At 48.8% G+C, this 23587-nt stretch carries 21 protein-coding genes, 1 other RNA gene and 1 pseudogene; 8 read left to right on the top strand and 15 right to left on the bottom strand.

Annotation, left to right across the window (positions count from 1 at the left end):
• Window positions 1-17: 17 nt before the first annotated feature.
• Window positions 18-740: a hypothetical protein gene (locus tag ACKRDP_RS06865; protein WP_409154035.1), complete on the bottom strand. Its 723-nt coding sequence runs from the start codon at window positions 738-740 to the stop codon at window positions 18-20.
• A 7-nt stretch (window positions 741-747) separates the two neighbouring features.
• Window positions 748-2715 (bottom strand): ATP-dependent helicase, encoded by a 1968-nt coding sequence (locus ACKRDP_RS06870; RefSeq protein WP_409154036.1) that lies wholly within the window; start codon window positions 2713-2715, stop codon window positions 748-750.
• 69 nt (window positions 2716-2784) lie between these two features.
• Between ACKRDP_RS06870 and ACKRDP_RS06875 the strand changes: the two genes are divergently transcribed.
• Together ACKRDP_RS06875 and ACKRDP_RS06880 are read left to right on the top strand one after the other, a co-directional pair.
• The gene (locus tag ACKRDP_RS06875; RefSeq protein ID WP_409154037.1) at window positions 2785-3339 is read left to right on the top strand and encodes a TetR/AcrR family transcriptional regulator; all 555 of its coding nucleotides are present in this window, start codon (window positions 2785-2787) and stop codon (window positions 3337-3339) included.
• 22 nt (window positions 3340-3361) lie between these two features.
• Window positions 3362-4660: a TrpB-like pyridoxal phosphate-dependent enzyme gene (locus ACKRDP_RS06880; RefSeq protein ID WP_409154038.1), complete on the top strand. Its 1299-nt coding sequence runs from the start codon at window positions 3362-3364 to the stop codon at window positions 4658-4660.
• Here the strand turns inward: ACKRDP_RS06880 and ffs are convergent.
• Window positions 4649-4746: signal recognition particle sRNA small type (ffs, locus tag ACKRDP_RS06885), an RNA gene on the bottom strand. The two genes, ACKRDP_RS06880 and ffs, sit on opposite strands and share 12 nt — an antisense overlap.
• A pseudogene (gene trmFO / locus ACKRDP_RS06890) lies at window positions 4743-6059 on the bottom strand (FADH(2)-oxidizing methylenetetrahydrofolate--tRNA-(uracil(54)-C(5))-methyltransferase TrmFO); the annotation flags it as partial. The pseudogene trmFO and the gene ffs, both read right to left, overlap by 4 nt.
• Window positions 6060-6077: 18 nt before the next feature.
• On the opposite strand from trmFO, the gene glmS reads away from it, so the two are divergent.
• Window positions 6078-7856, top strand: a complete 1779-nt coding sequence (gene glmS, locus ACKRDP_RS06895; protein WP_409154039.1) for a glutamine--fructose-6-phosphate transaminase (isomerizing) — start codon at window positions 6078-6080, stop codon at window positions 7854-7856.
• On the opposite strand, the gene argF is transcribed toward glmS, so the two are convergent.
• Window positions 7843-8760, bottom strand: a complete 918-nt coding sequence (argF, locus tag ACKRDP_RS06900) for an ornithine carbamoyltransferase (RefSeq protein ID WP_409154040.1) — start codon at window positions 8758-8760, stop codon at window positions 7843-7845. The two genes, glmS and argF, sit on opposite strands and share 14 nt — an antisense overlap.
• 5 nt (window positions 8761-8765) lie before the next feature.
• Window positions 8766-9185 carry a lytic transglycosylase domain-containing protein gene (locus ACKRDP_RS06905; protein WP_409154041.1) on the bottom strand — a complete coding sequence of 140 codons (420 nt, stop codon included), beginning with the start codon at window positions 9183-9185 and terminating at the stop codon, window positions 8766-8768.
• A 34-nt stretch (window positions 9186-9219) separates the two neighbouring features.
• Between ACKRDP_RS06905 and ACKRDP_RS06910 the strand changes: the two genes are divergently transcribed.
• Both ACKRDP_RS06910 and ACKRDP_RS06915 read left to right on the top strand, forming a co-directional pair.
• Window positions 9220-10254, top strand: a complete 1035-nt coding sequence (locus tag ACKRDP_RS06910) for a succinate--CoA ligase subunit alpha (RefSeq protein WP_409154042.1) — start codon at window positions 9220-9222, stop codon at window positions 10252-10254.
• A 76-nt stretch (window positions 10255-10330) separates the two neighbouring features.
• Entirely contained in the window at window positions 10331-11200 is an 870-nt protein-coding gene (locus tag ACKRDP_RS06915) for a hypothetical protein (RefSeq protein ID WP_409154043.1), read from the top strand.
• A 36-nt stretch (window positions 11201-11236) separates the two neighbouring features.
• Here the strand turns inward: ACKRDP_RS06915 and ACKRDP_RS06920 are convergent, their stop codons facing one another.
• The 7 genes from ACKRDP_RS06920 to uvsE form a co-directional block, all read right to left on the bottom strand.
• The gene (locus tag ACKRDP_RS06920; RefSeq protein WP_409154044.1) at window positions 11237-12073 is read right to left on the bottom strand and encodes a DUF4382 domain-containing protein; all 837 of its coding nucleotides are present in this window, start codon (window positions 12071-12073) and stop codon (window positions 11237-11239) included.
• A gap of 143 nt (window positions 12074-12216) precedes the next feature.
• A complete protein-coding gene (locus tag ACKRDP_RS06925) occupies window positions 12217-13062 on the bottom strand; it encodes a fumarate hydratase (RefSeq protein WP_409154045.1) in 846 nt (281 codons plus the stop codon).
• Window positions 13043-14047: a malate dehydrogenase gene (locus tag ACKRDP_RS06930; protein WP_409154046.1), complete on the bottom strand. Its 1005-nt coding sequence runs from the start codon at window positions 14045-14047 to the stop codon at window positions 13043-13045. The genes ACKRDP_RS06925 and ACKRDP_RS06930 overlap by 20 nt, the downstream gene beginning before the upstream one ends.
• 10 nt (window positions 14048-14057) lie before the next feature.
• Complete coding sequence (locus ACKRDP_RS06935; protein ID WP_409154047.1) at window positions 14058-14504, bottom strand: hypothetical protein; 447 nt, start codon at window positions 14502-14504, stop codon at window positions 14058-14060.
• A gap of 6 nt (window positions 14505-14510) precedes the next feature.
• The gene (locus tag ACKRDP_RS06940) at window positions 14511-16487 is read right to left on the bottom strand and encodes an aconitate hydratase (RefSeq protein WP_409154048.1); all 1977 of its coding nucleotides are present in this window, start codon (window positions 16485-16487) and stop codon (window positions 14511-14513) included.
• A gap of 46 nt (window positions 16488-16533) precedes the next feature.
• The gene (gene uvrC, locus ACKRDP_RS06945; protein WP_409154049.1) at window positions 16534-18219 is read right to left on the bottom strand and encodes an excinuclease ABC subunit UvrC; all 1686 of its coding nucleotides are present in this window, start codon (window positions 18217-18219) and stop codon (window positions 16534-16536) included.
• Window positions 18206-19093, bottom strand: coding sequence for a UV DNA damage repair endonuclease UvsE (gene uvsE / locus ACKRDP_RS06950; RefSeq protein WP_409154050.1), 888 nt, complete (start codon window positions 19091-19093; stop codon window positions 18206-18208). The genes uvrC and uvsE overlap by 14 nt, the downstream gene beginning before the upstream one ends.
• Window positions 19094-19115: 22 nt before the next feature.
• On the opposite strand from uvsE, the gene obgE reads away from it, so the two are divergent.
• The 3 genes from obgE to ACKRDP_RS06965 are packed head-to-tail and all read left to right on the top strand — an operon-like array spanning window position 19116 to window position 21913.
• Window positions 19116-20183 (top strand): GTPase ObgE, encoded by a 1068-nt coding sequence (gene obgE / locus ACKRDP_RS06955; protein ID WP_409154051.1) that lies wholly within the window; start codon window positions 19116-19118, stop codon window positions 20181-20183.
• A complete protein-coding gene (locus tag ACKRDP_RS06960) occupies window positions 20116-21051 on the top strand; it encodes a DNA double-strand break repair nuclease NurA (RefSeq protein ID WP_409154052.1) in 936 nt (311 codons plus the stop codon). Before obgE ends, ACKRDP_RS06960 begins: the two co-directional genes overlap by 68 nt.
• Window positions 21044-21913: an AEC family transporter gene (locus tag ACKRDP_RS06965; protein WP_409154053.1), complete on the top strand. Its 870-nt coding sequence runs from the start codon at window positions 21044-21046 to the stop codon at window positions 21911-21913. The genes ACKRDP_RS06960 and ACKRDP_RS06965 overlap by 8 nt, the downstream gene beginning before the upstream one ends.
• Here the strand turns inward: ACKRDP_RS06965 and ACKRDP_RS06970 are convergent.
• Entirely contained in the window at window positions 21910-22263 is a 354-nt protein-coding gene (locus ACKRDP_RS06970) for a nucleotidyltransferase domain-containing protein (protein WP_409154054.1), read from the bottom strand. The two genes, ACKRDP_RS06965 and ACKRDP_RS06970, sit on opposite strands and share 4 nt — an antisense overlap.
• Before the next feature lie 616 nt (window positions 22264-22879).
• Window positions 22880-23584, bottom strand: a complete 705-nt coding sequence (locus tag ACKRDP_RS06975) for a hypothetical protein (protein ID WP_409154055.1) — start codon at window positions 23582-23584, stop codon at window positions 22880-22882.
• Between the last annotated feature and the right edge of the window lie 3 nt (window positions 23585-23587).

Here is a 23587-nt window from a genome sequence, read left to right on the forward strand (position 1 = left end):
TCGCTGAAAAAATATTTTCAGACTTCTAATATAACCTGTTTTCCACCTTCCACTTTAAGCTGTGGAGTGTGTCTAAGAAGGTTTATGGAAAACTCAAGGTTGTCATAGAGTGTTATGGAGTAGTTGTCCCAGAAGACGCATGTGCCTGCAAGGCAGAAGTATCCACCGCTCGTGGGAGCGATTTGCTCCGCAATGAGGAGAGTATAGTGCCCCATGTTGGACTGGGCGGTGTCTTCTGCACGCACCACCACCTTTATGTCGGGCATGAGGGGCTTTATGGAAGCACTGCAGGCGAGCATTATGCGGTTTACTGTCACCTCGTTCTTCTCGTTCTTGTTATACCTTCTTATCTTTGAGCTAACCACAAAATACCTGTCTCCCTGATGGTTGCTCACCTCGTCGGTCACCTCGTCAGGGTTCAGCTCCATGCCAAACCTTCTTGCAAGGGTGTTGCAGGTGTCCGCTATATGGTCTTCGTTTTTGTAGTATCCAAGCAGAATTACCTTCTTACCAAGCTCCCACACCCACCTTTCCACATCCTGAGCTTCTTTTTCTGTAAAGGGAATCTCGGGGTAGTTGAAGACTATGGTGTGATATTCAGAGAGCTTTTCCCAGTTGTCAACTTCATCAACAATGAGACCTCTTTTCTCAGCCTCCCTCTGGAGTATGGAAAAGTAGTAATAGTCCGTTATGGTGAACTCCTGATGGGTTATGCTCCATGCAACCTTTGTCTTTGTCATAGCTTAATTATACCACGGGCTTCAGAAAGGCTGTGTGTATGCTCTTCCTGCCCCTTTTGAATTCCACCACCGCCTTTGAGTCCTCAAGGGCAACTATCACCCCCTCGCCAAAAAGCTCGTGCCTGACCCTTTCCCCGACCCTGAAGGTTTTTACGCTTCTGAGCTCGGGCATGTAGCTGGTTTTTTTCTTTGCAAAGGCGGAAAGGTCAAGAAGGTTTTTGGGGATGTATGATAGAAACCTGCTGGGCTTTGAGCTTTTTGTGTAGGTCATAAAGAGAAGGTCCCTTGCTCTGGTTATGGCAACGTAAAAGAGTCTCAGTTCCTCTTCAAGCTCTTCCTGACTTTCAAGAACCTTCTCATGGGGGAGTATTCCCTCCTCAAGCCTTGGCAGGAAAACCACATCAAACTCAAGGCCCTTGCTGGCATGTATGGTCATTATCTTCACAGAACCCTCCTCTTCCTCCTGACCGCTCAGAAAATCCACCTCCTCCAGCAAATCCTGAAGTCCGTAGCCTTCCGAGTGCTTCTGCCTGAGGTATCTGAGAAGCTCCTTTACGTTTTCCTCTCTCTCCTGTGCATCCTTGTAGCTTTCTCTTAAATACTCCCAGAAGTCTAAATCTCTCAGAAAATCCTCCAGCGCCTGAGGATAGTCTGCAAGATTTTTGTTTAGCCTTGAGAGTCTCTGGAGAAAGCTGTAGAGCTCCATCGCCTTTGCCTGCGGAAGGCTTTTTAAAAGGAGCTGAGACCCTGCAAGGCAGTTGCCCTTACCAGCCTGAAAGATAGCTTCAATGGTCTTCTCCCCTATGCCCCTTGTGGCAACCCCCAGAGCCCTTGAGAAGCTGAGCCTGTCCTGTGGGTTGAGTAAGACCTTTAAAAAACTCAGTGCGTCCCTGACTTCTGCCCTTTCAAAGAATCTCACCGCACCCACTATTCTGTAGGGAACCTTCATCCCAGACAGGGCCCTTTCAATGGGCTCTGTTATGTAGCCCACTCTCACCAGTATGGCTATCTGGGATGGTCTGTGGGACTGAAGTAGCCCCTTTATCTTTGTGGCTATCCATACTGCCTCTTCTTCCTCTATTTCAAACCTTTTTACCACGGGCTTTTCTCCTTCCTGCCTTGTGGGTATGAGGGTCGGTATCAGCTCTTTCCACGTGGCAGAGGAGGAAGAGAGAACTGCGTTTGCCACATGGATTATGTGTGGTGCGGACCTGTAGTTGTATTCAAGTTTTATCACATCAGGATTAAAGTCCTCCTTGAAGCGGATTATGTTGTCAGGTCTTGCATATCTCCATTCATAGATGCACTGGTTAGGGTCTCCCACAACGCATACGTTCTCTCTTGCAAAGAGCCTTATTATCTCATACTGCACCGTGTTGGTGTCCTGAAACTCGTCCACAAGCAAGAAATCAAAGCCTTCTTTTACCTCTGGGCTTTTATCAAGAAGCTCCCTCAGATAAAGCATTAGGGTGCTGAAGTCCAGAAGGTTCATCTCCTTTAAAAGCCTCAGGTATTCCTGCAGGGCAGGCTCAAGTCTCTGGTCGTAGGGTTCTCTGAGGTCTTCCAGTCTATGTGCCATGTAAGATTTGAAACTTTCTGGCTTTATTTCCATGGAATGAGCCAGCCTTTTTATAAACTGGTTCCTGTCTCCTTCGGAAAGAAGACCAAAGCCCGGGCTTATGCCCACCTTTTTGCCCTTTGTCTTTAAAAGTCTCAGAGCCACCGAATGAAAGGTGCCAGCCCAGGGAAGCTCAACTCCTGCCACCCTTTTAACCCTTTCCTTTATCTCCTTCCCCGCCTTGTTGGTAAAGGTTATAGCCAGTATCCTCTGGGGGCTTATGCCCTTTTCCCTTATGAGGAACTCCACCTTGTGGGCAAGGGTCTTTGTTTTTCCAGAGCCCGCACCCGCCACGATGAGAAGAGGCCTCCCAAAGTGCCTGACTGCCCTTTCCTGGGATGGGTTTAGTCTTTCCATTTTGCCTTTGATTATAAGGGAATAAAGGTGAGCAAGTTTCCACTGACCTATTGTATAATAGGATTTACTATGCGTAGAAAGGGGACAAAGGAAAAAATTCTTGACGCCTCTCTCAAGCTCTTCTCAGAGAAGGGTATAAGGGAGACCACCATAAAGGACATAGCAAGAGAGGTGGGTATAACAGAGGGCGCCATATACAGGCACTTTAAAAGCAAGGATGAGATAGTTCTTGGCCTTTTTGGGCTTTATTCTGAGGAGTTTTACAACAGACTTCTTTCTGCAGTTCGGTCTCCTATAAGCTACAGAGAAAAGTTCTACTTTACTGTTCATACCTTTTTGAGCTTCTGCTTTGAAAATCCCTCAGCCTTTAAATACCTTGATCTCTTTCACTATCTAAGGGCTGAGGATGTTAAAGAGTTCAGCCCCCTCCCAAAGGATGCAGTCCTTGAGCTAATAGAAGAAGGCATCAGGGAAGGCATGGTAAAGATAAAGAAAGAGTATGCACTGGCAGTCTTTGTGGGAACGCTGGAAAGGGTCTTTCTGCTGGTAGAGGCAGGGCTTTTAGAGAGAAAGGAGGGTCTTGAAGAGGAGATAGCAGGAGTGATATGGAAAGCTCTTGCTTAAAATTTTTTCTATGGAGGAGCAGATGAAGTATCTTCTCTCGGAGAGCCAGATTCCCAGAAAGTGGTTCAACATAGTGCCCTACCTTCCAAGGCCCCTTGACCCACCCATTGACCCCCAGACAGGTCAACCTGTAAGTCCCGACAAACTCCTTGCCATATTCCCCGAGCCTATAGTAGAGCAAGAGGTGTCAGACAGAGAGTGGATAGACATACCGGAGGAAGTTCTCAGAATATACAGCCTATGGAGACCTACACCCCTTCACAGGGCAAAAAACCTTGAGGAATACCTTGGAACGCCTGCAAAGATATTCTACAAGAACGAGAGCGTCTCACCGCCGGGAAGCCACAAGCCCAACACGGCAGTGGCACAGGCCTATTACAATAAGATATCGGGCGTAAAAAGGCTAACCACGGAGACGGGTGCAGGTCAGTGGGGAAGTTCCCTTTCCTTTGCAACCCAGTTCTTTGGGCTTGAGTGTGAGGTCTTTATGGTAAGGGTGAGCTACAACCAGAAACCCTTCAGAAGAATACTTATGGAGACCTGGGGTGGAAAGGTTGTTCCCTCACCAAGTCCCCTCACTCAGGCGGGAAGGAAGTTCTACGATGAAAACCCCGAGCATCCCGGAAGCCTTGGTATAGCCATAAGCGAGGCCATTGAAAGGGCCCTTTCCACGCCAAACACCAAATACTCCCTTGGAAGCGTTCTCAATCATGTGCTATTACATCAGACCATAATAGGCCTTGAGGCAAAGATGCAGATGGAGATGGCTGGCCACCACCCAGACTATGTGATAGGTTGTATAGGAGGTGGTAGCAACTTTGCGGGCCTTGCCTTTCCCTTTTTAAAGGATAAGATAACTGGAGAAAGGCCAAACCTTGAGGTTATCGCTGTGGAGCCAAAGGCATGCCCAACCTTAACAGAGGGTGAATATAGGTATGATTACGGAGACACGGTTGGGCTTACGCCCTTGATAAAGATGTACACCCTTGGTCATGATTTTGTTCCACCACCCATACATGCGGGCGGGCTAAGATACCACGGCGATGCACCACTTGTGTGCCTCTTATACAAGGAAGGCTTCATATCTGCATCAGCCTACAAACAGAGGGAGGTTTTTGAAGCCGCTTTGACCTTTGCAAGAACTGAGGGCATAGTGCCAGCCCCAGAGTCATCCCACGCCATAAAGAAGGCCATAGACATAGCCCTTGAATGCAAGAGAACGGGAGAGGAAAAGGTTATTCTCTTTAACCTTTCTGGACATGGCTACTTTGACCTTAACGCTTACGATATGTTTTTAAGAGGTGAGCTTGCAGATACATAAACCCCGCACCCGAGACGGCGGGCCTACCGTTGCTCCCTTTCGGGCCTGGCGGGGTTCAACCCTGTCCCGTTGCGGGGCTATTTATAATTATATCCTCGTTTACGAGCCTTGCCCATTCCTGCATGACCCCTATAGCCCTCTCTGCGAGCATATTTTTCCTTTCCTGCCTGTCTTTTACCTTCGCATCCAGCGGAGGCAGAAGTCCCAGCACGGGCGACATGGGCTGAAGCCTGCCATCCTTACCAGTTATGTATCTCACCAGTGAGCCAAGCATGGTCTCCTCTGGGGGAACTACAAGGGGTTTGCCCTTTGCGAGCCTTCCTGCGTTTATGCCAGCCAATATGCCCGTGGCTGCGGAGGCCACATAGCCTTCCACGCCCGTTATCTGCCCAGCAAAGAAGATGTTTTCGTGCTTTCTCATGTTGAGGAAAGGTGTCAGAACTCTGTTGGACTGGATAAAGGTGTTGCGGTGCATGGAACCCAGCTTTACAAAGACTGCATTTCTCAGACAGGGTATGAGCCTGAGGACCCTTTTCTGCTCTGAGTAGGTCATGCGGGTCTGAAAGCCCACCAGAGACAGAAGAGTCCCCTCTCTGTTTTCCTTTCTTAGCTGAACCACTGCAAAGGGCTGCCTCCCCGTTCTGGGGTCCACAAGCCCCACGGGCTTCATGGGTCCAAAAAGAAGCGTTTTGTAGCCCCTTTCTGCCAGCTCCTCTATGGGCATACAGCCTTCAAAGTAGACGAGGTTTTCAAAGTCCTTTGGCTGAACCTTTTCAGCCCTGAGAAGCTCCTCGTAAAAAACCCTGTATTCTTCTTCCGTAAGGGTGCAGTTAAAGTAGTCATCACCTCCCTTTCCATAGCGAGAAGCCCAGAAGCCCTTAGAAAAGTCCACGCTCTCCGCCTCCACTACGGGAGCGATAGCATCGTAAAAGTAAAGGTAATCAAAGCCCACGAGCTCTCTTATGTCCTCCGCAAGGGCTTCTGAGGTGAGGGGTCCAGAGGAAACTATGACGATTCTGTCCCTGGGGACCTTTTTCACCTCTTCCCTTATGAGCCTTATGTTGGGATGCTCTAATATTCTGCGTGTTATGTATTCTGAAAAGACCTCCCTGTCCACCGCCATGGCTGTCCCCGCAGGCACGTAGGCCTCCTTTGCAGCTTCCACCACCAGAGAGCCAAGAAGCTCCATCTCAGCCTTCAAAAGCCCTGCACCCGATGTGAGCTCCATACTGCCAAGAGTGTTGCTACATACAAGCTCTGCAAACCTTCCCGTTCTGTGGGCGGGCGTTCCCTTTACTGGTCTCATCTCATACAGAAGGACTTTAACACCCATGCTTGCAAGCCTGAAACTTGCCTCTGAACCAGCAAGACCTCCACCTACTACTACGACTTCCTCCATAGCCTTATAATTTTAGGCATGTGTGGGATAGTGGGCTACACAGGTTCAAACCCGGCGCTTCTCGTGCTTCTGCAGGGACTTGAAAGGCTTGAATACAGAGGCTACGACTCTGCTGGCATTGCCCTGATAGAGAACGGCGGGCTCTACGTGGAGAAGAAGGTGGGTAAGATAAGAGAGCTTGTCAGAAGCCTGTGGGGAAAAGAGCTAAAAGCCACTGCGGGCATAGGTCATACTCGTTGGGCAACTCACGGGGAGGTGTGCGAGCTCAACGCCCATCCCCACGTGGACAGCAAGGGTGAGTTTGCGGTAGTTCATAACGGTATAGTGGAAAACTACAGAGAGCTCAGGGAAGAGCTCCAGAGGCAAGGCGTAGATTACAAATCCCAGACGGACACAGAAGCCATAGTTCATCTTATCTCTCTGAATTATGAGGGCGACCTGCTCAGGGCTGTCCTGAAAGCTATAAAAAGGCTGAAGGGGGCTTACGCCTTTGCGGTAATAAGCACGAGAGAACCCGGCAGGATAGTGGCGGTAAGATACGGAAGCCCGCTAGTGGTGGGAATAGGTAAAGGAGAAAACTTCATAGCCTCAGACATTCCAGCGCTTTTGCCCTTCACAAGAGATGTGATACCCCTTAACGACGGTGAGGTGGTGGACCTAAGACCGGATGGCTTTTTCATATACGACTTTGAGGGCAACCTCCTGACAAAGGAGATAATGCACGTTCCTTGGGATGTGCTGTCTGCGGAGAAGGGGGGCTTCAAGCACTTTATGCTAAAGGAGATATTTGAACAGCCCAGAACCCTGGGAGACACCATAAGGGGCTACATATCAAGAAGCTACGAACTGCCCATAAACCTCAGAGACTACAGGAGAGTTCTGGTGGTTGCCTGCGGAACCTCTTACCACGCCGGACTTGTAGGCAAATACTGGATTGAGAAATACGCAGGAGTGCCCGTTGAGCTGGTGTATGCCTCAGAGCTGAGATACTCAGACAGCCCTGTGGGAGAGGGAGACCTTCTTATTGCCATCTCCCAGTCGGGAGAGACCGCAGACACCCGCTTTTCTTCCCTTGCCATGAAGGAAAAGGGTGCAACCCTTCTCTCTATAGTAAACGTGATAGGCAGTGCCCTTGATAGGGAGTCTGACTATAGCCTGTATACTCACGCAGGACCGGAGATAGGGGTTGCAGCAACAAAAACCTTTACCGCGCAGCTCGCCGTCCTGTATGCACTTGCGGTCAGCCATTCAGAAAAGAGAGAGAAGCTCATGGAAAACCTCCTCAAAGTGCCCCACCTTGTGGAGGAGATACTTTCAGACTCAGAAAAGGTCAGAGAAACAGCCCTCAAGTATGCGGACTACAAGAATGCCATATACCTGGGCAGGTATCTCAGCTATCCCATCGCCCTTGAAGGAGCTCTCAAGCTCAAGGAGATATCCTACATACATGCGGAAGGCTACCCAGCAGGAGAGATGAAGCACGGACCCATAGCACTCATAGACGAACGCATGCCTGTGGTTGCCATAGCTCCAAGAGACAGGGTATACGAGAAGACCATCTCCAACATAGAGGAGGTTCTGGCAAGAAAGGGCAGAGTCATAGGGGTAGGCTTTGGGGGAGATACAAAGCTAAAAGAGCTCTGCGAGAGCCTGCTGGAGGTGCCGGCAGTGGAAGGGGACTTTACACCCTTCCTCACCGTAATTCCCCTTCAGCTTTTTGCCTACTACATAGCAGACTATCTTGGGCTTGATGTGGATCAGCCCAGAAACCTTGCAAAGACGGTCACTGTGGAGTGAAGAGAAACTTCAGAAGCGCCTTCTGAGTGTGTAATCTGTTTTCTGCCTGTGTGAAGATAAAGTCAGCATAAGCCTCAAAGAGCTCTTCTGTAATCTCCTCTCCCTTTCTTGCGGGCAGACAGTGCATTACTTTCACATCGGGTCTTGCGTAGGAGAGGAGCTGGGCGTTTACCTGATAAGGTCTTAGAGCCTGGAGCTTTTCCTCCTTTCTGTCCTGGTTCATACTCACCCACACGTCTGTGTAGACCACATGGGCATCCTTCACTGCTTCCATAGGATTGGTTGTCAGGTATATGCTTCCCCCTGTTATCCTGCAGAGGTCTTCACCAGCCTGATAGTATAGACTGCTGGGCTCATAACCCTCAGGCGTTGCCACGAAGAGTTTCAGACCAAAAAGTCCTGCACCCACCAGCCATGTGTTGCATACGTTGTTTCCATCTCCCACGTAGGCTATCTTTATACTCTGCATGTCTTCCCCAAAGGTCTCATAAAGGGTAAATATATCACTCAGTATCTGGCAGGGATGTGCCATGTCTGTGAGGGCATTTATGACGGGCACCTCTGAATGTCTGGCAAACTCCTCCAGCTTTTTGTGAGAGTCAGTCCTTATCACAACTCCATCCAGATACCTTGAAAGGGTTCTTGCAGTATCCCTCAGGTCCTCACCCCTTGAAACCTGAAGGCTCTCCTCATGGAGGAATATGGAGTTTCCACCAAGCTGTGCTATGGCTACTTCAAAGGAGACCCTGGTCCTTGTAGAGGGCTTAGTAAAGTAGAGGGCTATGTTCCTTCCCTGGAGATATTTTTCTCTGTCAAACCCCCTCTTTATGTTAAGAGCATCCTGAAGTATGCTCCACCCTTCCTCAGGACTTATCTCCCAGAGGTCCACAAAGTTCCTTTTCATCTCACCTATTTTAACATAGTGTAGTATTTTTTGTAATTCCTGAAAACCCTCTCCACATAGGCACCGTGCCCCTTCGCCTTGCTTCCCTTGTTGTAGCAGTCCACTGCTAGGGAGATGTTGGAATGGATATCCATACACCTTCTTAGCACCATGGCACCGAAGTGAATGTTGTAGCAGGGTTCAAAAATCCACTCTCTGGGTATCCTGTATCTCTCAAGCCAGAAGGAGTTTATCTGCATGATGCCGTAATCTCTCGTCCCGTTTGTGTTTACATTTATAGCCCTCGGATTGAAGTTGCTCTCCGCACTGGCTATAGATATAAGAAGCACGGGGTCAAGGCCATACCTTTTGCCCGCATCAAAAAAGCAGTGGAAGAAGGCAAAGGAGCTGGAGGACAACAGAAGCAGAAAGACCAGAAGTAGCATATAATAATCATACAATTTTGTGGAGGTTAAAAAAATGGAAAAAAACTGGAATGTGGGCACTGTTTACCTCAACGACAAAACGAGAATAATAGTAATGGGTATAACCGGAAGAGAAGCTTCTCAGGTGGTGGCGGAGTCTGAAGCCCTCTACCCGGGCTTTGTGGTGGCGGGCGTCACTCCCGGTAAGGGTGGCTCTGAGGTGGCGGGCAAGCCCGTATACAACACAGTAAGAGAGGCTCTGCATAGGCATCCGGAGATAAACACAGGCATAGTATACGTGCCGCCAGCTTCTGTCAAGGACGCAGTAATAGAGCTGGTTGATGCGGGCATAAGGGTCATATTCATAATTACCGAGCACGTGCCCATAAGGGATACGGTGTATTTCTACCACTACGCTAAGGAGAGGGGAACAATCATAGTGGGTCCCACATCCCTTGGTTGTATGATCCCTTGGGTTCCTGCAAGAATCGGAGCCATAGGTGGCAAAAACCCTTCCATAGCCTATGAGAAGGGTGGTCTTGTGATACTCTCAAAATCCGGAGGTCTGACCACAACCACTGCCGAGATGTTCAAGCGCAGGGGATGGGGAGTTTACATGGCTCTTGCTCTGGGTGGAGATGTCATATCCTGCACCACCTTTGCGGACGCCCTTGAGAACATAGCGGATGACCCCAACGTTAAAGGTGTAATAATTCAGGGTGAGGTGGGAGGTTCCTACGAGGAGCAGGCGGCAGAGACCATACTGAGGCTCTGGAAAGAGGGCAGGTGGAACAAGCCCGTCGCAGCCTTTGTGGCAGGGAGGTTTCAGGAAAAGCTGGAAGGTGTTTCCTTTGGACACGCAGGTGCCATAGTGGAAAGGGGCAAGGGCAAGGCTACTGATAAGATAAGGGCTTTCAACGAGGTGGGCAAGATAACAGGGCTTGTAAAGGTGGCGGAGTTCTACCACGACCTTGTGCACTGCATAGAGGAGCTGGGGGTTCCCAGAGACTTTGAGGACACAACGCCAGAGGGAAGGGTAAAGCCACTGTATTCTACCATTGATGAGGAAACATGTCAGTTTAGAGGGTGAGTCCTTCGTGAAATTTTCGTGAAGGGGATTGCCTAGACTCCAACCTCCATTAGATTAAACTTTAGGAGGTGTAACCATGAGAAAGTTATTTTACGCATTAGTTATGGTATTAGCCTATGTATTTGGGGGTGCTGTTTATGCTGCATCTGTTGAGCCCATAGTTGTGCCAGACTGGAAATCTGGTAACGCAGGCTTTGAGTGTCAGCAGGCAACCGCATATACTGGTATACCTTACGTGTATTCATATAAGATTGACCCTCCAGCTAACGGCACATACACTGCTACTTTTCCCGACAGTCATTCAAACAACATAACCATTTCCAACTATAGCGGAACAGGTTTTGACTGGTCTGCCTCTCCAAACTCAATAGGCGCAGTTATAGTAAAGGGTGGTACTTATGCAAACATCTACAAATATGACCCGCAAGTATTCTATGACACAAACCTCATGTCTCCTATAAATCCGAGAACTGGCAGACCCTTTGAAATAAGCCACATAACCTTTTGCTGGAACCCTATGCCAAGAGCCTGCTATCAGATAGAAACAGCCTGGGCTCAGGGGACAAGGTACGTTACAAAAGGCAACTGGGCAATGTATGTATACTATACTGGTGGAACTCAGACATACAATCTCCTTGCAGCACAGACCATTAACGTGGGGACTGTAACCATATCACCCTCAGCTTCTGCGGGTTATGTGGACATAAGGATACAGCTCAACGCTGGTGTCTATTTTGCCTATGGTGATGAGTATGGTGGTCTATGGAATGAAAGCCTCCACATACAAGGCTATAGCACCACTCCTCCCGCAAGAAACCCAGCTCCGGGTCAGTTTGAGTTCAAATACAACGCAACAGGCCAGTCCTGGACTGCGACAGTACCTTACTATCCATACTACGGCATACACTTGAAGGTGGCAATACAGATACCCTGCCCCATGCCCTGAAATATCTAGTCGAGCCCGCCGTTGAGGCGGGTCCTTTCATCTTACACAGAGTCTTTGAGGTGCGGATGAAATATCAGAAGCTATCAGGGAGGTGTAAGCTGAAGGATCCTGACGCACCCTGACCATATAACACATGTCTCTCTGTAGGTGCTGCAAACACTGCTGTCCGGAGTAAAAGGTATGGTTTATACTGCAGGTAGTGCTCTGATTTAAGCTAACTGTATAAGTGCGACTCATCCAGGAACCTGTAAAACTGTCATTTCCCATGCTATTGACCGTCAGAAAAAGAACAAAACCCCTATTACCCACCTCCGCAGGAGTGAGGGGTTTCATAAGAAGGTCAGTAACAGTCCATGGACTTGTATTCTGATTTATCTGAAATTGTTTGAGGTCAAAATCCACAGCAAACTTTCCCACTGAAAAAGGCTGAACTATGCCGTTAAACCTTATGTGGCATTTATTATCAGCGTGGCAGTAAACGGTGTTAGGTTTATTTGTCTGGCTTATTGAATTAAACTGTGCAGGGTTATTATCTACACTGAGATTCTTGTCAAGTATCACTTCAAGCCTGTTGTATGTGCCCTGTGGTATATCCCCTGTGTTCAGGTATTGCATGACGTTCTCAAGCCTCTTCAGGTCAATTTCCACGCCTTGCTGGTTTGTAAACAGGTTTATCTTGCTCTGGCATGCGTTGTCTGAGCAGAGGTTGATTTCATAAATCCTGACAATCACCGATTGATAGGTATTCTCCTGAGCGTCTGTAATGTAGAGGTCAGCTCTAATGGTGGGCGAACCTCCCCCACCCCCACCACATGAGGATATAAGACTGTACGAAGCAAAGGAAACAAAAGCTTTCAGCCACAAACCTTTCATTTTAACCCTCCTCTAATGAGTGTTTTAATCTACGCTCTAAATCTGAAATCTTTATGAAATCCTCCTCCTCAACATTCTGAAAGCCATCCCACTCAAAAAAAGCACGGTTATTAGACCTATAAAAGCCAGAATAAGAATATACTTCACAGCTCTATCTCTGCGTGCCTGCTTGCGTGGCACTGGATGTTGACTGCCACCGGTAGGGAGGCTATATGGCAGGGGTAGAGTTCCACCTTTACATCCACCGCAGTAACCGTTCCACCAAAGCCCATGGGTCCCCAGCCTATCTTATTAATCTCCTCTATGAGTTCCTCTTCTATCCTTCTTGCCACCGGGTCTGAGCTCCTTTCTCCCACCGGTCTTAAAAGTGCCTTCTTTGCCAGAAGGGCACAGTATTCAAAAGTGCCCCCTATACCAATACCCACGGTGAAGGGTGGGCAGGCGTTGGGTCCCGCCAGTTTGACCGTCTCAAGAACAAACCTCTTTACGCCCTCCCAGCCGTCGGCGGGCTTTAGCATGGCGAGCCTTGAGGTGTTTTCCGAGCCTGCACCCTTTGGTGCAAAGGTGAGCTTTAGCCTGTCTCCCGGCACAACCCTGTAATGAATTACCGCAGGCGTGTTGTCCCTTGTGTTCTTCCTTTCAAAAACGGGGTCGTAGACCATGGAAGCCCTGAGATACCCCTCTGTGTAAGCCTTTCTTACTCCTTCGTTTATGGCGTCCTCAAGAGAGCCACCCACCACATGCACCTCCTGTCCAAGTTCTACAAAGACCACTGCCACACCCGTATCCTGACAGTAAGCTGCTTGCTCTTCCCTGGCAGCCCTTATGTTGAGGAGAATCTGCTGAAGGACCTCACGCCCCAGCTCAGACTCTTCCCTCCTGAGTGCGGACTGGTAGGCGAGCTCCACATCTTCAGGAAGCTCATAGTTTGCCTTTATGGCAATACGCCTGACAGCTTCAACTATCTGCTCATAGTGCACTTCTCGCATTTAAAAGCTCCTCCACGATTGCTATGTTCTTCCTTACGGACTCCACAGACTTCTTCCACATATTACGCTCTTCCTCTATCATGGGTATTTTAATGATTTCTTCGGCTCCGTTGTTGCCAAGTTTTACTGGCACACCCACGCACAGCCCCTCCGCCTCGTAATACTGCCCCACCTCACCATCAAGGTATACAGAACAGGGAAGGATTCTCTTGTTGTCGGTCACTATGGCTTCCACCATCTCCACTATGGATGCAGCGGGTGCGTGATAGGCAGATGTTCCCATAAGGTCCACTATCTCACCCCCGCCAAACTGTGTCCTTTTTATAAGTTCCTGAATCTTCTCCCTTGGAAGCATATCCTTTAAAGGTATTCCTCCCACGTTGGAGATGGATATAAGAGGAACCATCTCATCGCCGTGTCCGCCTATCACATAGGCGTTTATATCCTGGGGTGATATTCTTATCTCCTTTGATATAAAGGTTTTGAAACGTGCAGAGTCAAGCACGCCAGCCATACCCATCACCCTGTTTTTCTCAAAGCCAAGTATTCTGTAGACGGCGTAGGTCATGAGGTCCACTGGGTTTGTGACCACGATAACTATGGCTTCTGGTGCATACTCCTTTATCTTGCTGGCTATAACAGAGAGGATGGATATGTTTCTGTCCAGGAGGTCCTCTCTGGACATGCCCGGACGCCTCGGAAAGCCTGCGGTTATCACCACAAGGTCGCTGTCTTTGAGAGCTTCATAGCCTTCACCTTCGGGGGAGACTGAATAGCCCTCCACTCTTCCATCTATGTTGAGAGCGGAAAGCATCTGCTGAATATCGAGTGCTTTACCCTTAACTGGTTCAATGACCTTTTCCCCATCCCTCTTTGGCAGGTCAAACATGCGCACGTCCACATGACCCCTCAGAGCCAGAAGACTGGCAGTGTGCTCCCCCACATTCCCAGCACCTACAACAGAAACTACCTTACGCAGTTTCATAGCCTACCTCCTACAAAAGGTTGTATTTTTTTAGAAGTTCAAAAAGTTCCCTGTCCCTCTCTGCCAGCTTTTTCAGTGCATCAATGAAAACCTTCTCCTTATCTTCAATTTTTCTAACTCTATCATCAAGAGGTTTAATAGCAGTCCTTCTGTCCCATATGGCAAAGCCGATAGTGGCAACCGTTATAGTGGTAAAAACCCCACTGATTATCCACAGAAAGTTAAAAAGCATGTCTATTTTACGGTTTATCTCGTCTATTCTCTTGTTGGTTTCATCAAACCTTGTATCTACTCTCCTATTAGCTTCATCAAACCTTACATCAACGCTCTTACTCAGGGCTTTCAGCTCAGTTTCTATTTGAATAAGCCTGTCCCTGTCTTCAAGAGTAAAAGGCACCTCTTTTGATTGCACCACCGACGCAAGGCAAATTGTCAAGGCAATAAACCACACCTTCACAGCAGGTTATACCTCCACCTTTTGCTTGTTCTTTATCCAGTTAAGAAGCCCTCCTGCCAGAAGCACGGACACCTGTTTTGGGGTAAGGTTGTATCTGCACACTATCTCTTCTCCCGTGGCCCTGTTTATGACCAAAACTTCCTTCCCAGCCCTGAGCCTTTCTGCAATTTCTGGAATTTCTATCTCGTCTCCAAGGGAGAACTTGTTGTAATCTTCCTTATCCACAAACTCAAGGGGCACTATGCCAAAGTTTACAAGGTTTGCGTGGTGAATTCTTGCAAAGGACTTGGCAATGACCGCACGCACCCCAAGGAATCTGGGAGCCAGAGCCGCATGCTCTCTGGAAGAGCCCTGTCCGTAGTTTTCTCCGCCCACTATGATGCTAGCCTTGCCCTTCTCATCCCTTACCTTCTTTGCCCTTGAGACGAACTCCGGGTCCACATAGTGATACACATACTCGCTTATGGCGTATATGTTAGACCTGAGAGGAAGTATCTTTGCACCTGCAGGCATGATGTGGTCTGTGGTGATGTTGTCCCCCACTATAAGGCTTACCTCTCCCATTATGCCCTCGGGCATCTCATCAAACTCCGGAAGGGGCTTTATGTTTGGACCTCTGTATATTTCTACCTCTCTTGCCTCCTCCTCCGGTAGTGGCGGTATAAAGGCTTCATCTCCGTATGGGAACTTTTCGGGCATTTCCACCCTGACCCACTGAATGCCCTCCCTCTCTGCCAGCCTTCTGGGGTCTACTATCTCTCCCGCGATGGCCGCAGCCACGCATACCTCTGGAGATGCCAGATAGACCTTTGCGTCGGGCGTGCCAGACCTTCCCTCAAAGTTCCTGTTAAAGCTACGCACAGAAACACCCCCGCTTGGTGGAGCATAGCCCATGCCTATGCAGGGGCCGCAGGCACTCTCAAGGATTCTCGCTCCTGCTTTGAGAAAGTCCAAAAGCACCCCGTTCTGAGTTATGAGTTCAAGAGCCTGCTTTGAGCCGGGTGCCACAGCAAATACCACGTCCGGATGCACCTTTTTACCTCTGAGCATTAGCCCTGCCCGTGTGAGGTCCACAAAGGAAGAGTTGGTGCAGGAGCCTATGACCACCTGGTCTACCTTTGTGCCCTCCACTTCTCTGACGGGCAGGACATTGTCGGGAGAGTGTGGACAGGCTATGAGGGGCTCAAGCTCCGAAAGGTTTATCTCAATAACCTCGTCGTATTCTGCATCTGGCTCTGGCAGAAGCCCCATCCAGTCTCCCTCTCTGCCCTGGGACCGCAGGTAAGCTCTGGTAATTTCATCAGAGGGAAAGAGAGATGTGGTTGCTCCAAGCTCTGCTCCCATGTTGGTGATGGTGGCTCTCTCAGGCACAGAGAGCTCCTTTATACCCTCTCCAAAGTATTCAAAAATCTTTCCCACTCCACCTTTGACGGTAAGTCTCCTCAGAAGTTCAAGGATTATGTCCTTTGCAGTAACCCATGGGGGCATCTTACCCGTTAGCTTTACACCTACTATTTTCGGCATTTTCAGGTAAAAAGGCTCACCTGCCATGGCGGCAGCCACATCAAGTCCCCCTGCACCTATGGCAATCATACCCACACCACCGGAGGTGGGTGTATGCGAATCTGAGCCAAGCAGGGTTTTGCCGGGCTTTGCAAATCGCTCCACATGCACCTGATGGCATATGCCGTTGCCGGGCTTTGAAAGCCATATGCCGTAGCGTTTTGCCACGCTCATGAGATACTTGTGGTCATCGGGATTTTTAAAGTCCGTCTGGAGCATGTTGTGGTCTATGTAGCTTACAGAAAGCTCTGTCTTTACCCTGTCCACTCCCATTGCCTCAAACTGCAGGTATGCCATGGTACCCGTGGCATCCTGAGTGAGCGTCTGGTCTATCTTGATGGCTATCTCCTCTCCGGGGATAAGCCTTCCGCTCACGAGGTGGTTCTGAAGTATTTTATAAGCCACCGTTCCCTTTGCCATGCGTGCCTCCTGTCAAAAAGTGATGATTTATATTATAACCTTCTGACTACTGTTGAAGATACCTTGCCACCTCCTGTCTGACACTGGGATTGATGCCCAACCTTTTGAGTGTTCTGTCGTCAGCTTTCAGAAATTCGTAAAGGTTTTCAAAGTTTCTGTATATGAGTTTTTTCTTCGCCTCTCCTATGCCCTTTATTCTGTCTAACACATCGCTGATGCCTTCCCTGAGTCTTAACTTTCTGTTGTAGGTGAGGGCAAAGCGGTGGGCTTCGTCTCTTATAAGACCAAAGACCCTGTAGAGAACAGGATACTGTGATAGCCTTATTTCCTTCCCTTCCTCAGATATAAGAATCTCTTCCTCCTTTGCCAGAGCGTAGACCTTTATGGGAAGTGAGAACCTGTCTCTGACCCTTACCGCCACTCTTAGCTGTCCGTAGCCTCCATCTATCAGCCAGAGGTCTGGCATCCTCTCTTCGCCCTCTCTGAGCCTCCTTGCCCTTCTTGTGAGCACCTCCTCCATTGCCCTGTAGTCGTCGATGCCCTCAAAGTTCTTGACCCTGTATCTTCTGTAGCCCTTTTTGTTCATCGCCCCCATCTCCCACACCACGCAGGAGCCCACAGTGTATTCTCCGTAAAAGTGAGATATGTCAAAGCCTTCAATCCTCTCGGGCAGTGGAATGCTGAGAATTCTGTGAAACTCATCTCTGAGAACCGCCGGGTCAAGGTGTTCTCCAAGGTTTTCCTCAATAAGCTCCTCAAGCTCTTGGTCTATATCTCTCTTCAGCTCAAAATTCCCCCTCTGCGATAGCCACCAGAGGGCTTCCTCAGAGAGCTCAAAGTTTACCACAAGGCTCTGAGGCAGAGGGCTTGAGTAGTAAAAACCAAGGATAAATTCCTCAAGCTCCTCTTCCTTCTCCAGAGTTATGACCTGCTTGTCTACAAGCCTGCCTGACCTTATGAGGAATATGCCAAGAACCCTGCCTATGGTGTATAGTATGTCTGCACTGCCATAAGCCAGACCAGAAACCTTCTGACCCTTTGAAAGGTTTTCAAGAGCCTGTATCTGGTCTCTCAACATGGCACACCTTTCAAAGTTGAGCGAATGCATTTCCTTCTCTATTCTCCAGTAGAGCTCTTCCAGAACTCCGCTCACCTCCCCCGAAAGGAGAGCTACAGCAGACCTTACAGAAAGCCTGTAAGCGTCCCTGTCTATAAGACCACAGCAGGGTGCTGAGCAGAGTCCAAGGTGATAGTCCATGCAGGGCTCTTTTCTTATGGGCATGGGGTCGCAGGTGCGGAGCTTAAAAACCCTGTGGATAAGTCTCTTCACCCTCTTTGCCTTTGATGGGCTAAAGAAAGGTCCAAAGAGCTGTCCTGCGTGTTCTGTGCCTCTGACTACCCTTACGGTGGGGTAGGCATCCTCCGTTATGAGAAGTAGAGGGTATCCGCCTCCATACTTGTGTAGCACGTTGTATCGGGGTTTGTGGAGCTGTATGAGGTCTACCTCAAGGGTGAGGGCTTCAAAGGTGTTTCTGGTTATTACCCACTCCACACTGGTAGAGTTCTCTATTATGGCTCTTTCTTTGCTGTCCTTCTCCGCCAGTCTGTAGTGCTGGACAAGTCTGTCTCTCAGGCTTTTTGCCTTTCCTATGTATATGGGCTTTTTTCCCTTCTTAAAGATGTATACACCAGGCTTTTCGGGAGCTTTCTGGAGCTCTTCAAGGCTCAGCATCAGAGTAAATATATAGCTCTCTCAGGAGCTTTTCCACTGCCCTCTCCTTCTGCTTTGCCTCCAGCACAAGGTCAATCCTGTTGCCACCAAACATGTGCACAAGGCTGAGAAAGTCCTCAAGCCTGACCCAGTCGCCGTGCTCGCCAAAGCGGTGTTTCCCCTCAGGTCTGGAAGAGAGGTGAAACTCAGGCACTCGCCCCCTCCAGCTACTGAGCACCTCCTGAGGGTCAAACTCTGAGGGGTTGAGGGTGTGATGATAGTAGTCAAAGACTATGGGCAGTCCAAGCTCTGCATCCAGAAGGTCTCTCACCGTGTAGTGCCTCTCGTCGTTTTCAACGGCGAGCCTCCTGTGGAGCCAGGGGTTTTCCCTCAAAAGCCTTCTAAACCTGTGCAGACTTTCCTCCTTACTGCCGTATACTCCACCCACATGAGCTACCACCACACCCTCCTCTCCAACCCCCAGCCTATCAAGAAGCCAAAAGTGATACTCCAGCTCCCTCAGTGATGCATCCACCACCTCTTTTCTTGGAGAGCTCAGCACCACAAACTGCCCCGGGTGCATGGTTATTCTTATTGGGTATTCCTCTAAAACCTCTGAGAACTCCTCCAGCCTTTCCCCTATGGGCTTTAGCCACTCCCTTTTGAAGAAGGGGTGGGAGGCAAAGGGCACTATATCCGAGCCAAGCCTGAATATACCACAGCCGAGAGACAGGGAGAGGTCAAGAAGCCTTTTGAAGTCTTCAAGGTTTTTCTCCACAGCATCCATTACCCTCTCGTAGCTCAGGTTTGCAAGCCTGAACTTTCTGTTGGTGGTTATCTTTCCATCTGCGGTGGAGCAGAAAAAGCCAACTCTAAAACCGTTGAGTTCAAACACAGGGGAATTATACTTTTTCCCTATGTTCGTTGACAGGGTGAAAATTCACGTTAAGGCAGGAGATGGTGGCAATGGAGCGGTCGCCTTTCTGAGGGAAAAATACAGACCCTTTGGAGGACCGGCGGGTGGCGATGGCGGGAAGGGTGGAGATGTGGTTCTGCTTGCCACTTCCAGAAAGCACACTCTGTATGACTTTAAGTTTCAGGCACACTTTAAGGCCCAGCGAGGGGAGCACGGCAGGGGTAAAAATCAGAAGGGAAGGGACGGAGAAGACCTGATAATAGAGGTGCCCGTAGGCACCGTGGTGATGGATGCGGAGACGGGGCAGGTGCTCTGCGACCTCCTCATGGACGGGCAGAGGTGCGTGGTGGCAAAAGGTGGAAGGGGTGGAAGGGGCAATGCCCACTTTGCCACTCCCACAAACCAGACGCCAAGGTATGCAGAGAAGGGGGGAAGGGGAGAAGAAAGATGGCTTGTCCTTGAGCTAAAGCTCATAGCGGATGTAGGTCTGGTGGGCCTTCCCAATGCAGGCAAATCCACCCTCATCTCAAAGCTCACAAGGGCAAGACCGAAGATAGCAGACTATCCCTTCACTACCCTGTCTCCGGTGCTCGGTGTGATGGATCTGGACGAGGAAAGGCATGTGGTGCTGGCAGACATTCCCGGTCTGATAGAGGGTGCAAGTCAGGGCAGGGGGCTGGGTCATGAGTTTCTCAGACACATAGAAAGGACGAGGCTACTGCTTCACCTTGTGGACATATCGGATGGAAGGACCGAAGACCCCATAAGGGCTTTTGAAGCCGTCTGCAAAGAGATGGAGAATTACAGCCCTGAGCTCATGAAAAAGCCGCAGCTGGTGGTGGGAACCAAAGTAGATGGTCTTTCGGACCGGTCTTACCTTGATATTCTCAGAAGGGAATTTGAAAAAAAGGGCTATCCCTTCATAGCCATATCTGCTGTGACCGGTGAGAACCTCAATGAGCTAAAATACCTGATAGGCAAAAATCTGGAGGATATGGAATATGAAAGTTCTGGGAAAATACAGAGTATCCCTGAGCCCCCAGCAACCGCAGGAGGTGGAACCAGTTGAGATGGAGGAGTCAGAACAGTTTGCCGACTTTGCAGAGGAGCCAAAGGTATATGAGGGCTATTTGCCTGAGAGCTTCAGCCTTGTGTTTATAGATGGTGTGAGACGCACAGAGTGCCTTGCCTACATAAGAGACGAAGAAACGGGAGAGAGCTTCGAAGGTGCCTTTCTATCACTGGGTGCAGGTGCCTTGAGGATAGAATACGGAAGAATGAACCTGCTGAGAGAAGCCCTTTTACTTAGCAAAATAGAGAGGCTACTGGTCCACAAAAAGGGTGCCCTCCTGCAAGAAGTGCTCGGCTTCAGACCATACCCTGTTGAAGGTGAGATATCTGTGGAAGTAAACAGATACATGAAGGAAGAGCTTGAGGCAAAACTGGCTCTTCATGTTTACAAAAGGGTTCAGGACAGCCTTGTGGTGTGTGATGGCACGCTTAGCTACAGGTTGAAGAACACTCCCTTTCTTGGTTTTGTAAAGGGCATGAAGAGACTTTACATGGAAAGCTCCTACCTACCTCTTCTTTACTCCCTCCGCCCAGGGCAGAGGAGCCCCATAATAAAGACTCATTACCAGCAGAAGCAGGAAGAGAAAGAAAAGGTGGATAAATACACATGGTATGTAAAGCTCAGTGAGCACGAGGGAATACATGGACTTGCCAGAGTAGAAGTCTTTAGAAGAGACTTTGACGAGGTGAAAAGACTTGCAGACCTCTCGGCAGGGGTTCTTCCCCTCTTTGCCAGTCAGTCCTTTCAGGACAGAAGGTCACCCCAGAACCTCCTGCCCATAGGAAGACTTGAGAAGTTTCTCAGGCTTCACCTCGGACCCTACCGCATAATAAGGAGGCAGATAGAGAGCTTTTTCTATGCTTGAGGTCTTTTTGACTGTGAGCCTTGCCTACACGCTCAAAAGGCTTGGGCTTTTTTCAGAGGAGCACTCAAGGGTTCTGGTCAACTACGTGCTTTACTTTGCCCTTCCACTTCTTAGCTTCAAGACCGCCCACAGCCTGGGGCTCTCCAGAGAGGTGTTCCTTGTGGGAGCTGGTGCATGGCTTGTGATAGCCTTTTGCCTTCTTTCTTCTTACGCGCTTGGCAGATTGATGAGGCTTGATGGAGTCAACCTGAGAACTCTTATGATGGTCTCCGCCTTTGGGAACACAGCCTTTCTGGGATATCCCTACAGCTTTTCATACTTTGGAGAGGAAGGTCTCAAGTATGCGGTCATATACGACAGCGTGGGTTCTTTTCTGGCTGTATCCTCTGTGGGCTTTCTCATAGTGAGCGGAAAGGTTGACATAAAGTCTATAGTCCTTTTCCCGCCCTTTCTGGGGCTTATTTCTGGCTTTGCCCTGAGAGGCTATGATTTGCCTGCGTCCCTGTGGAAGTTTGTGGACTTTTCTGTGGCATCTTTGCTTCCTGTTGTCCTCTTTTCCCTAGGCCTATCTCTTGAGTTTTCACGCATGGGCAGAGACCTGAAACTTCTTGGGATTGCCATGGGCACTAAAATGCTCCTTTCTCCCCTCTTTGCCCTTCTTGTGCTGAAGTTTTTTCCACTGAGCGAGACCGCCTACAGGGTCTCAGTGCTTGAGTCCGCCATGCCCACCATGATAACCGCCAGCGTGCTGGTCCTGAAATACGGTCTTAACCACAACCTCGCCTTTGCCAGCGCAGGACTGGGAATTATAGTTAGCTTTTTGGGCGTGCCCCTGTGGGCCTACCTTCTACAGAGGCTCTAAAAGAGCCACACCACCTCCTTCTGAAGAACTTCTCTGTAAAACCTTGTGTCTTTCAGTTTGTCCAGCTCTCCTTCTGTGTAAACCAGCAGGTCAGCCGGAACTGGAAGCTCTGTGGTATCAAAGGCGAGAGGTCTTCTGATGAAGGGCTCTTTGCTTTCAGAGACCACAAGCAGAAGGTCCACATCGCTTCCTACTCCCCAGTTTCCCCTCGCATAAGAACCAAAGTATCCCACCCTGAGCACCTCTGGGTGCTCTGACCTCACCTTATGAGCCCATTCTCTGAGAGTCTTCTCAACCTCTTCTTTAGAGACCCATCTGATGACGGACGAACTCAAGGATCTTACTGGCATGCTCTATTGCCTCCCTTGCCTGCCTTTCTGTGAAATGTTCGTAAGGTGCACTGTAATTTTGCAGAAATTCTGCAACAACCCTCTTGTTTGCGGGACATAGCGGGACATAATGGGACATAGCGGGAAAGCCTTAATTATCAAGCACTTGAAAGCAATGTTAATATAATCTGCTGAGGCTGTTGCAGAATTTTTGAAAAATTTTGAGAGTGTGTGGGGGTGTTGCAAGTATATTTCTAAGTATAGGTTTTTCCGTTGTTTTTAGAAGTGGAGTTTTTCAGAAATTCTGCAACACTCCCGCATTTTCTGAAAGCCTTGCTATTCCTTACTTTTCTGCTTTCTATGACTTTTTTAGGTCTGGCAGATTATATTAACAATTTCACAAAAGCTTTGTCTCTCAAGGATTTTAGAAAGTGAGGCTGTCTCTGGCAGATTATATTAACAATCTCAAAGAATACAAAAAAGTCGCACAATGCGACAAATTTGTATTTTCCCTCCCCCCACCAACCCCCCCTCTCGCATTCTCAAAGATTATGCAAAATTACAATCATTGCAAAAATGCATATTCTCCCTCCCACCCTCTCGTGAGGCTCTGTGGTCAAAAATCCGACCCCATCTGCTATTTTATTTTCTGACCGTTGAACCATATGCCGTCATTTCTTACTATAAGAACAGCATAACCACTTGAGTCATAGAAAGCCAGACCGTTGCCAGAGGGGGCTATACTCCAGCCGTTTGGAAACACGATATGAGGTGATCTGAAATAGTAGTGCACTATACAGCTATATATATGAGCTTCATACGACACATTTATGTTCGTGGTATTGATGTTGGATGAAGACAGTGAGCTACTTGCATTAAGATTGTTTACAGAAAGTGTCTGTGCGGTAATATTGTTTACAGAAAGTGTCTGTGCGGTAATATTGCTTGAAGATACGTTCTGTGAGCTAATGTTATCTATCGATGCTGTCTGTGAGCTAATGTTATCTATCGATGCTGTGTCTGTCTGCATACTTTCACATATAATCGTTTGAGTTTGTATCTGCTGACCTGATATGTTTTCTGTGGAAACCTCCCGACTCTGCAGGCTATCCGCTTGCACATTTTCAGCAGACACCACCTTTGTGTAAAGCGCCTCCCATCTGTTATTTTCTAAACCAAGCGTTGCTTGCGGTATTGGAAGTATTGTTGACATGATTGACAATGCGTTGCAGTCTATATGATGACAGAAGACCGTATCCCACCTTCTGCCATCCTCTCCAAGTTTACTGTTTCCCGAGGGCTTTATATTTTTTGTTTCTGCGTCTACGTTTATTTTAAGCATCTC

Origin of the sequence: Pampinifervens navoyensis (genome assembly GCF_046159715.1) — a bacterium.
GTDB lineage: Bacteria > Aquificota > Aquificia > Aquificales > Aquificaceae > Pampinifervens.

Excerpts from the sequence above, each read along its gene's own strand:
- ACKRDP_RS06865 (WP_409154035.1), bottom strand. The coding sequence starts at position 740 with ATGACAAAGACAAAGGTTGCATGGAGCATAACCCATCAGGAGTTCACC.
- ACKRDP_RS06870 (WP_409154036.1), bottom strand. The coding sequence starts at position 2,715 with ATGGAAAGACTAAACCCATCCCAGGAAAGGGCAGTCAGGCACTTTGGG.
- ACKRDP_RS06875 (WP_409154037.1), top strand. The coding sequence starts at position 2,785 with ATGCGTAGAAAGGGGACAAAGGAAAAAATTCTTGACGCCTCTCTCAAG.
- ACKRDP_RS06880 (WP_409154038.1), top strand. The coding sequence starts at position 3,362 with ATGAAGTATCTTCTCTCGGAGAGCCAGATTCCCAGAAAGTGGTTCAAC.
- glmS (WP_409154039.1), top strand. The coding sequence starts at position 6,078 with ATGTGTGGGATAGTGGGCTACACAGGTTCAAACCCGGCGCTTCTCGTG.
- argF (WP_409154040.1), bottom strand. The coding sequence starts at position 8,760 with ATGAAAAGGAACTTTGTGGACCTCTGGGAGATAAGTCCTGAGGAAGGG.
- ACKRDP_RS06905 (WP_409154041.1), bottom strand. The coding sequence starts at position 9,185 with ATGCTACTTCTGGTCTTTCTGCTTCTGTTGTCCTCCAGCTCCTTTGCC.
- ACKRDP_RS06910 (WP_409154042.1), top strand. The coding sequence starts at position 9,220 with ATGGAAAAAAACTGGAATGTGGGCACTGTTTACCTCAACGACAAAACG.
- ACKRDP_RS06915 (WP_409154043.1), top strand. The coding sequence starts at position 10,331 with ATGAGAAAGTTATTTTACGCATTAGTTATGGTATTAGCCTATGTATTT.
- ACKRDP_RS06920 (WP_409154044.1), bottom strand. The coding sequence starts at position 12,073 with ATGAAAGGTTTGTGGCTGAAAGCTTTTGTTTCCTTTGCTTCGTACAGT.
- ACKRDP_RS06925 (WP_409154045.1), bottom strand. The coding sequence starts at position 13,062 with ATGCGAGAAGTGCACTATGAGCAGATAGTTGAAGCTGTCAGGCGTATT.
- ACKRDP_RS06930 (WP_409154046.1), bottom strand. The coding sequence starts at position 14,047 with ATGAAACTGCGTAAGGTAGTTTCTGTTGTAGGTGCTGGGAATGTGGGG.
- ACKRDP_RS06940 (WP_409154048.1), bottom strand. The coding sequence starts at position 16,487 with ATGGCAAAGGGAACGGTGGCTTATAAAATACTTCAGAACCACCTCGTG.
- uvrC (WP_409154049.1), bottom strand. The coding sequence starts at position 18,219 with ATGCTGAGCCTTGAAGAGCTCCAGAAAGCTCCCGAAAAGCCTGGTGTA.
- obgE (WP_409154051.1), top strand. The coding sequence starts at position 19,116 with ATGTTCGTTGACAGGGTGAAAATTCACGTTAAGGCAGGAGATGGTGGC.
- ACKRDP_RS06960 (WP_409154052.1), top strand. The coding sequence starts at position 20,116 with ATGAAAGTTCTGGGAAAATACAGAGTATCCCTGAGCCCCCAGCAACCG.
- ACKRDP_RS06965 (WP_409154053.1), top strand. The coding sequence starts at position 21,044 with ATGCTTGAGGTCTTTTTGACTGTGAGCCTTGCCTACACGCTCAAAAGG.
- ACKRDP_RS06970 (WP_409154054.1), bottom strand. The coding sequence starts at position 22,263 with ATGCCAGTAAGATCCTTGAGTTCGTCCGTCATCAGATGGGTCTCTAAA.
- ACKRDP_RS06975 (WP_409154055.1), bottom strand. The coding sequence starts at position 23,584 with ATGCTTAAAATAAACGTAGACGCAGAAACAAAAAATATAAAGCCCTCG.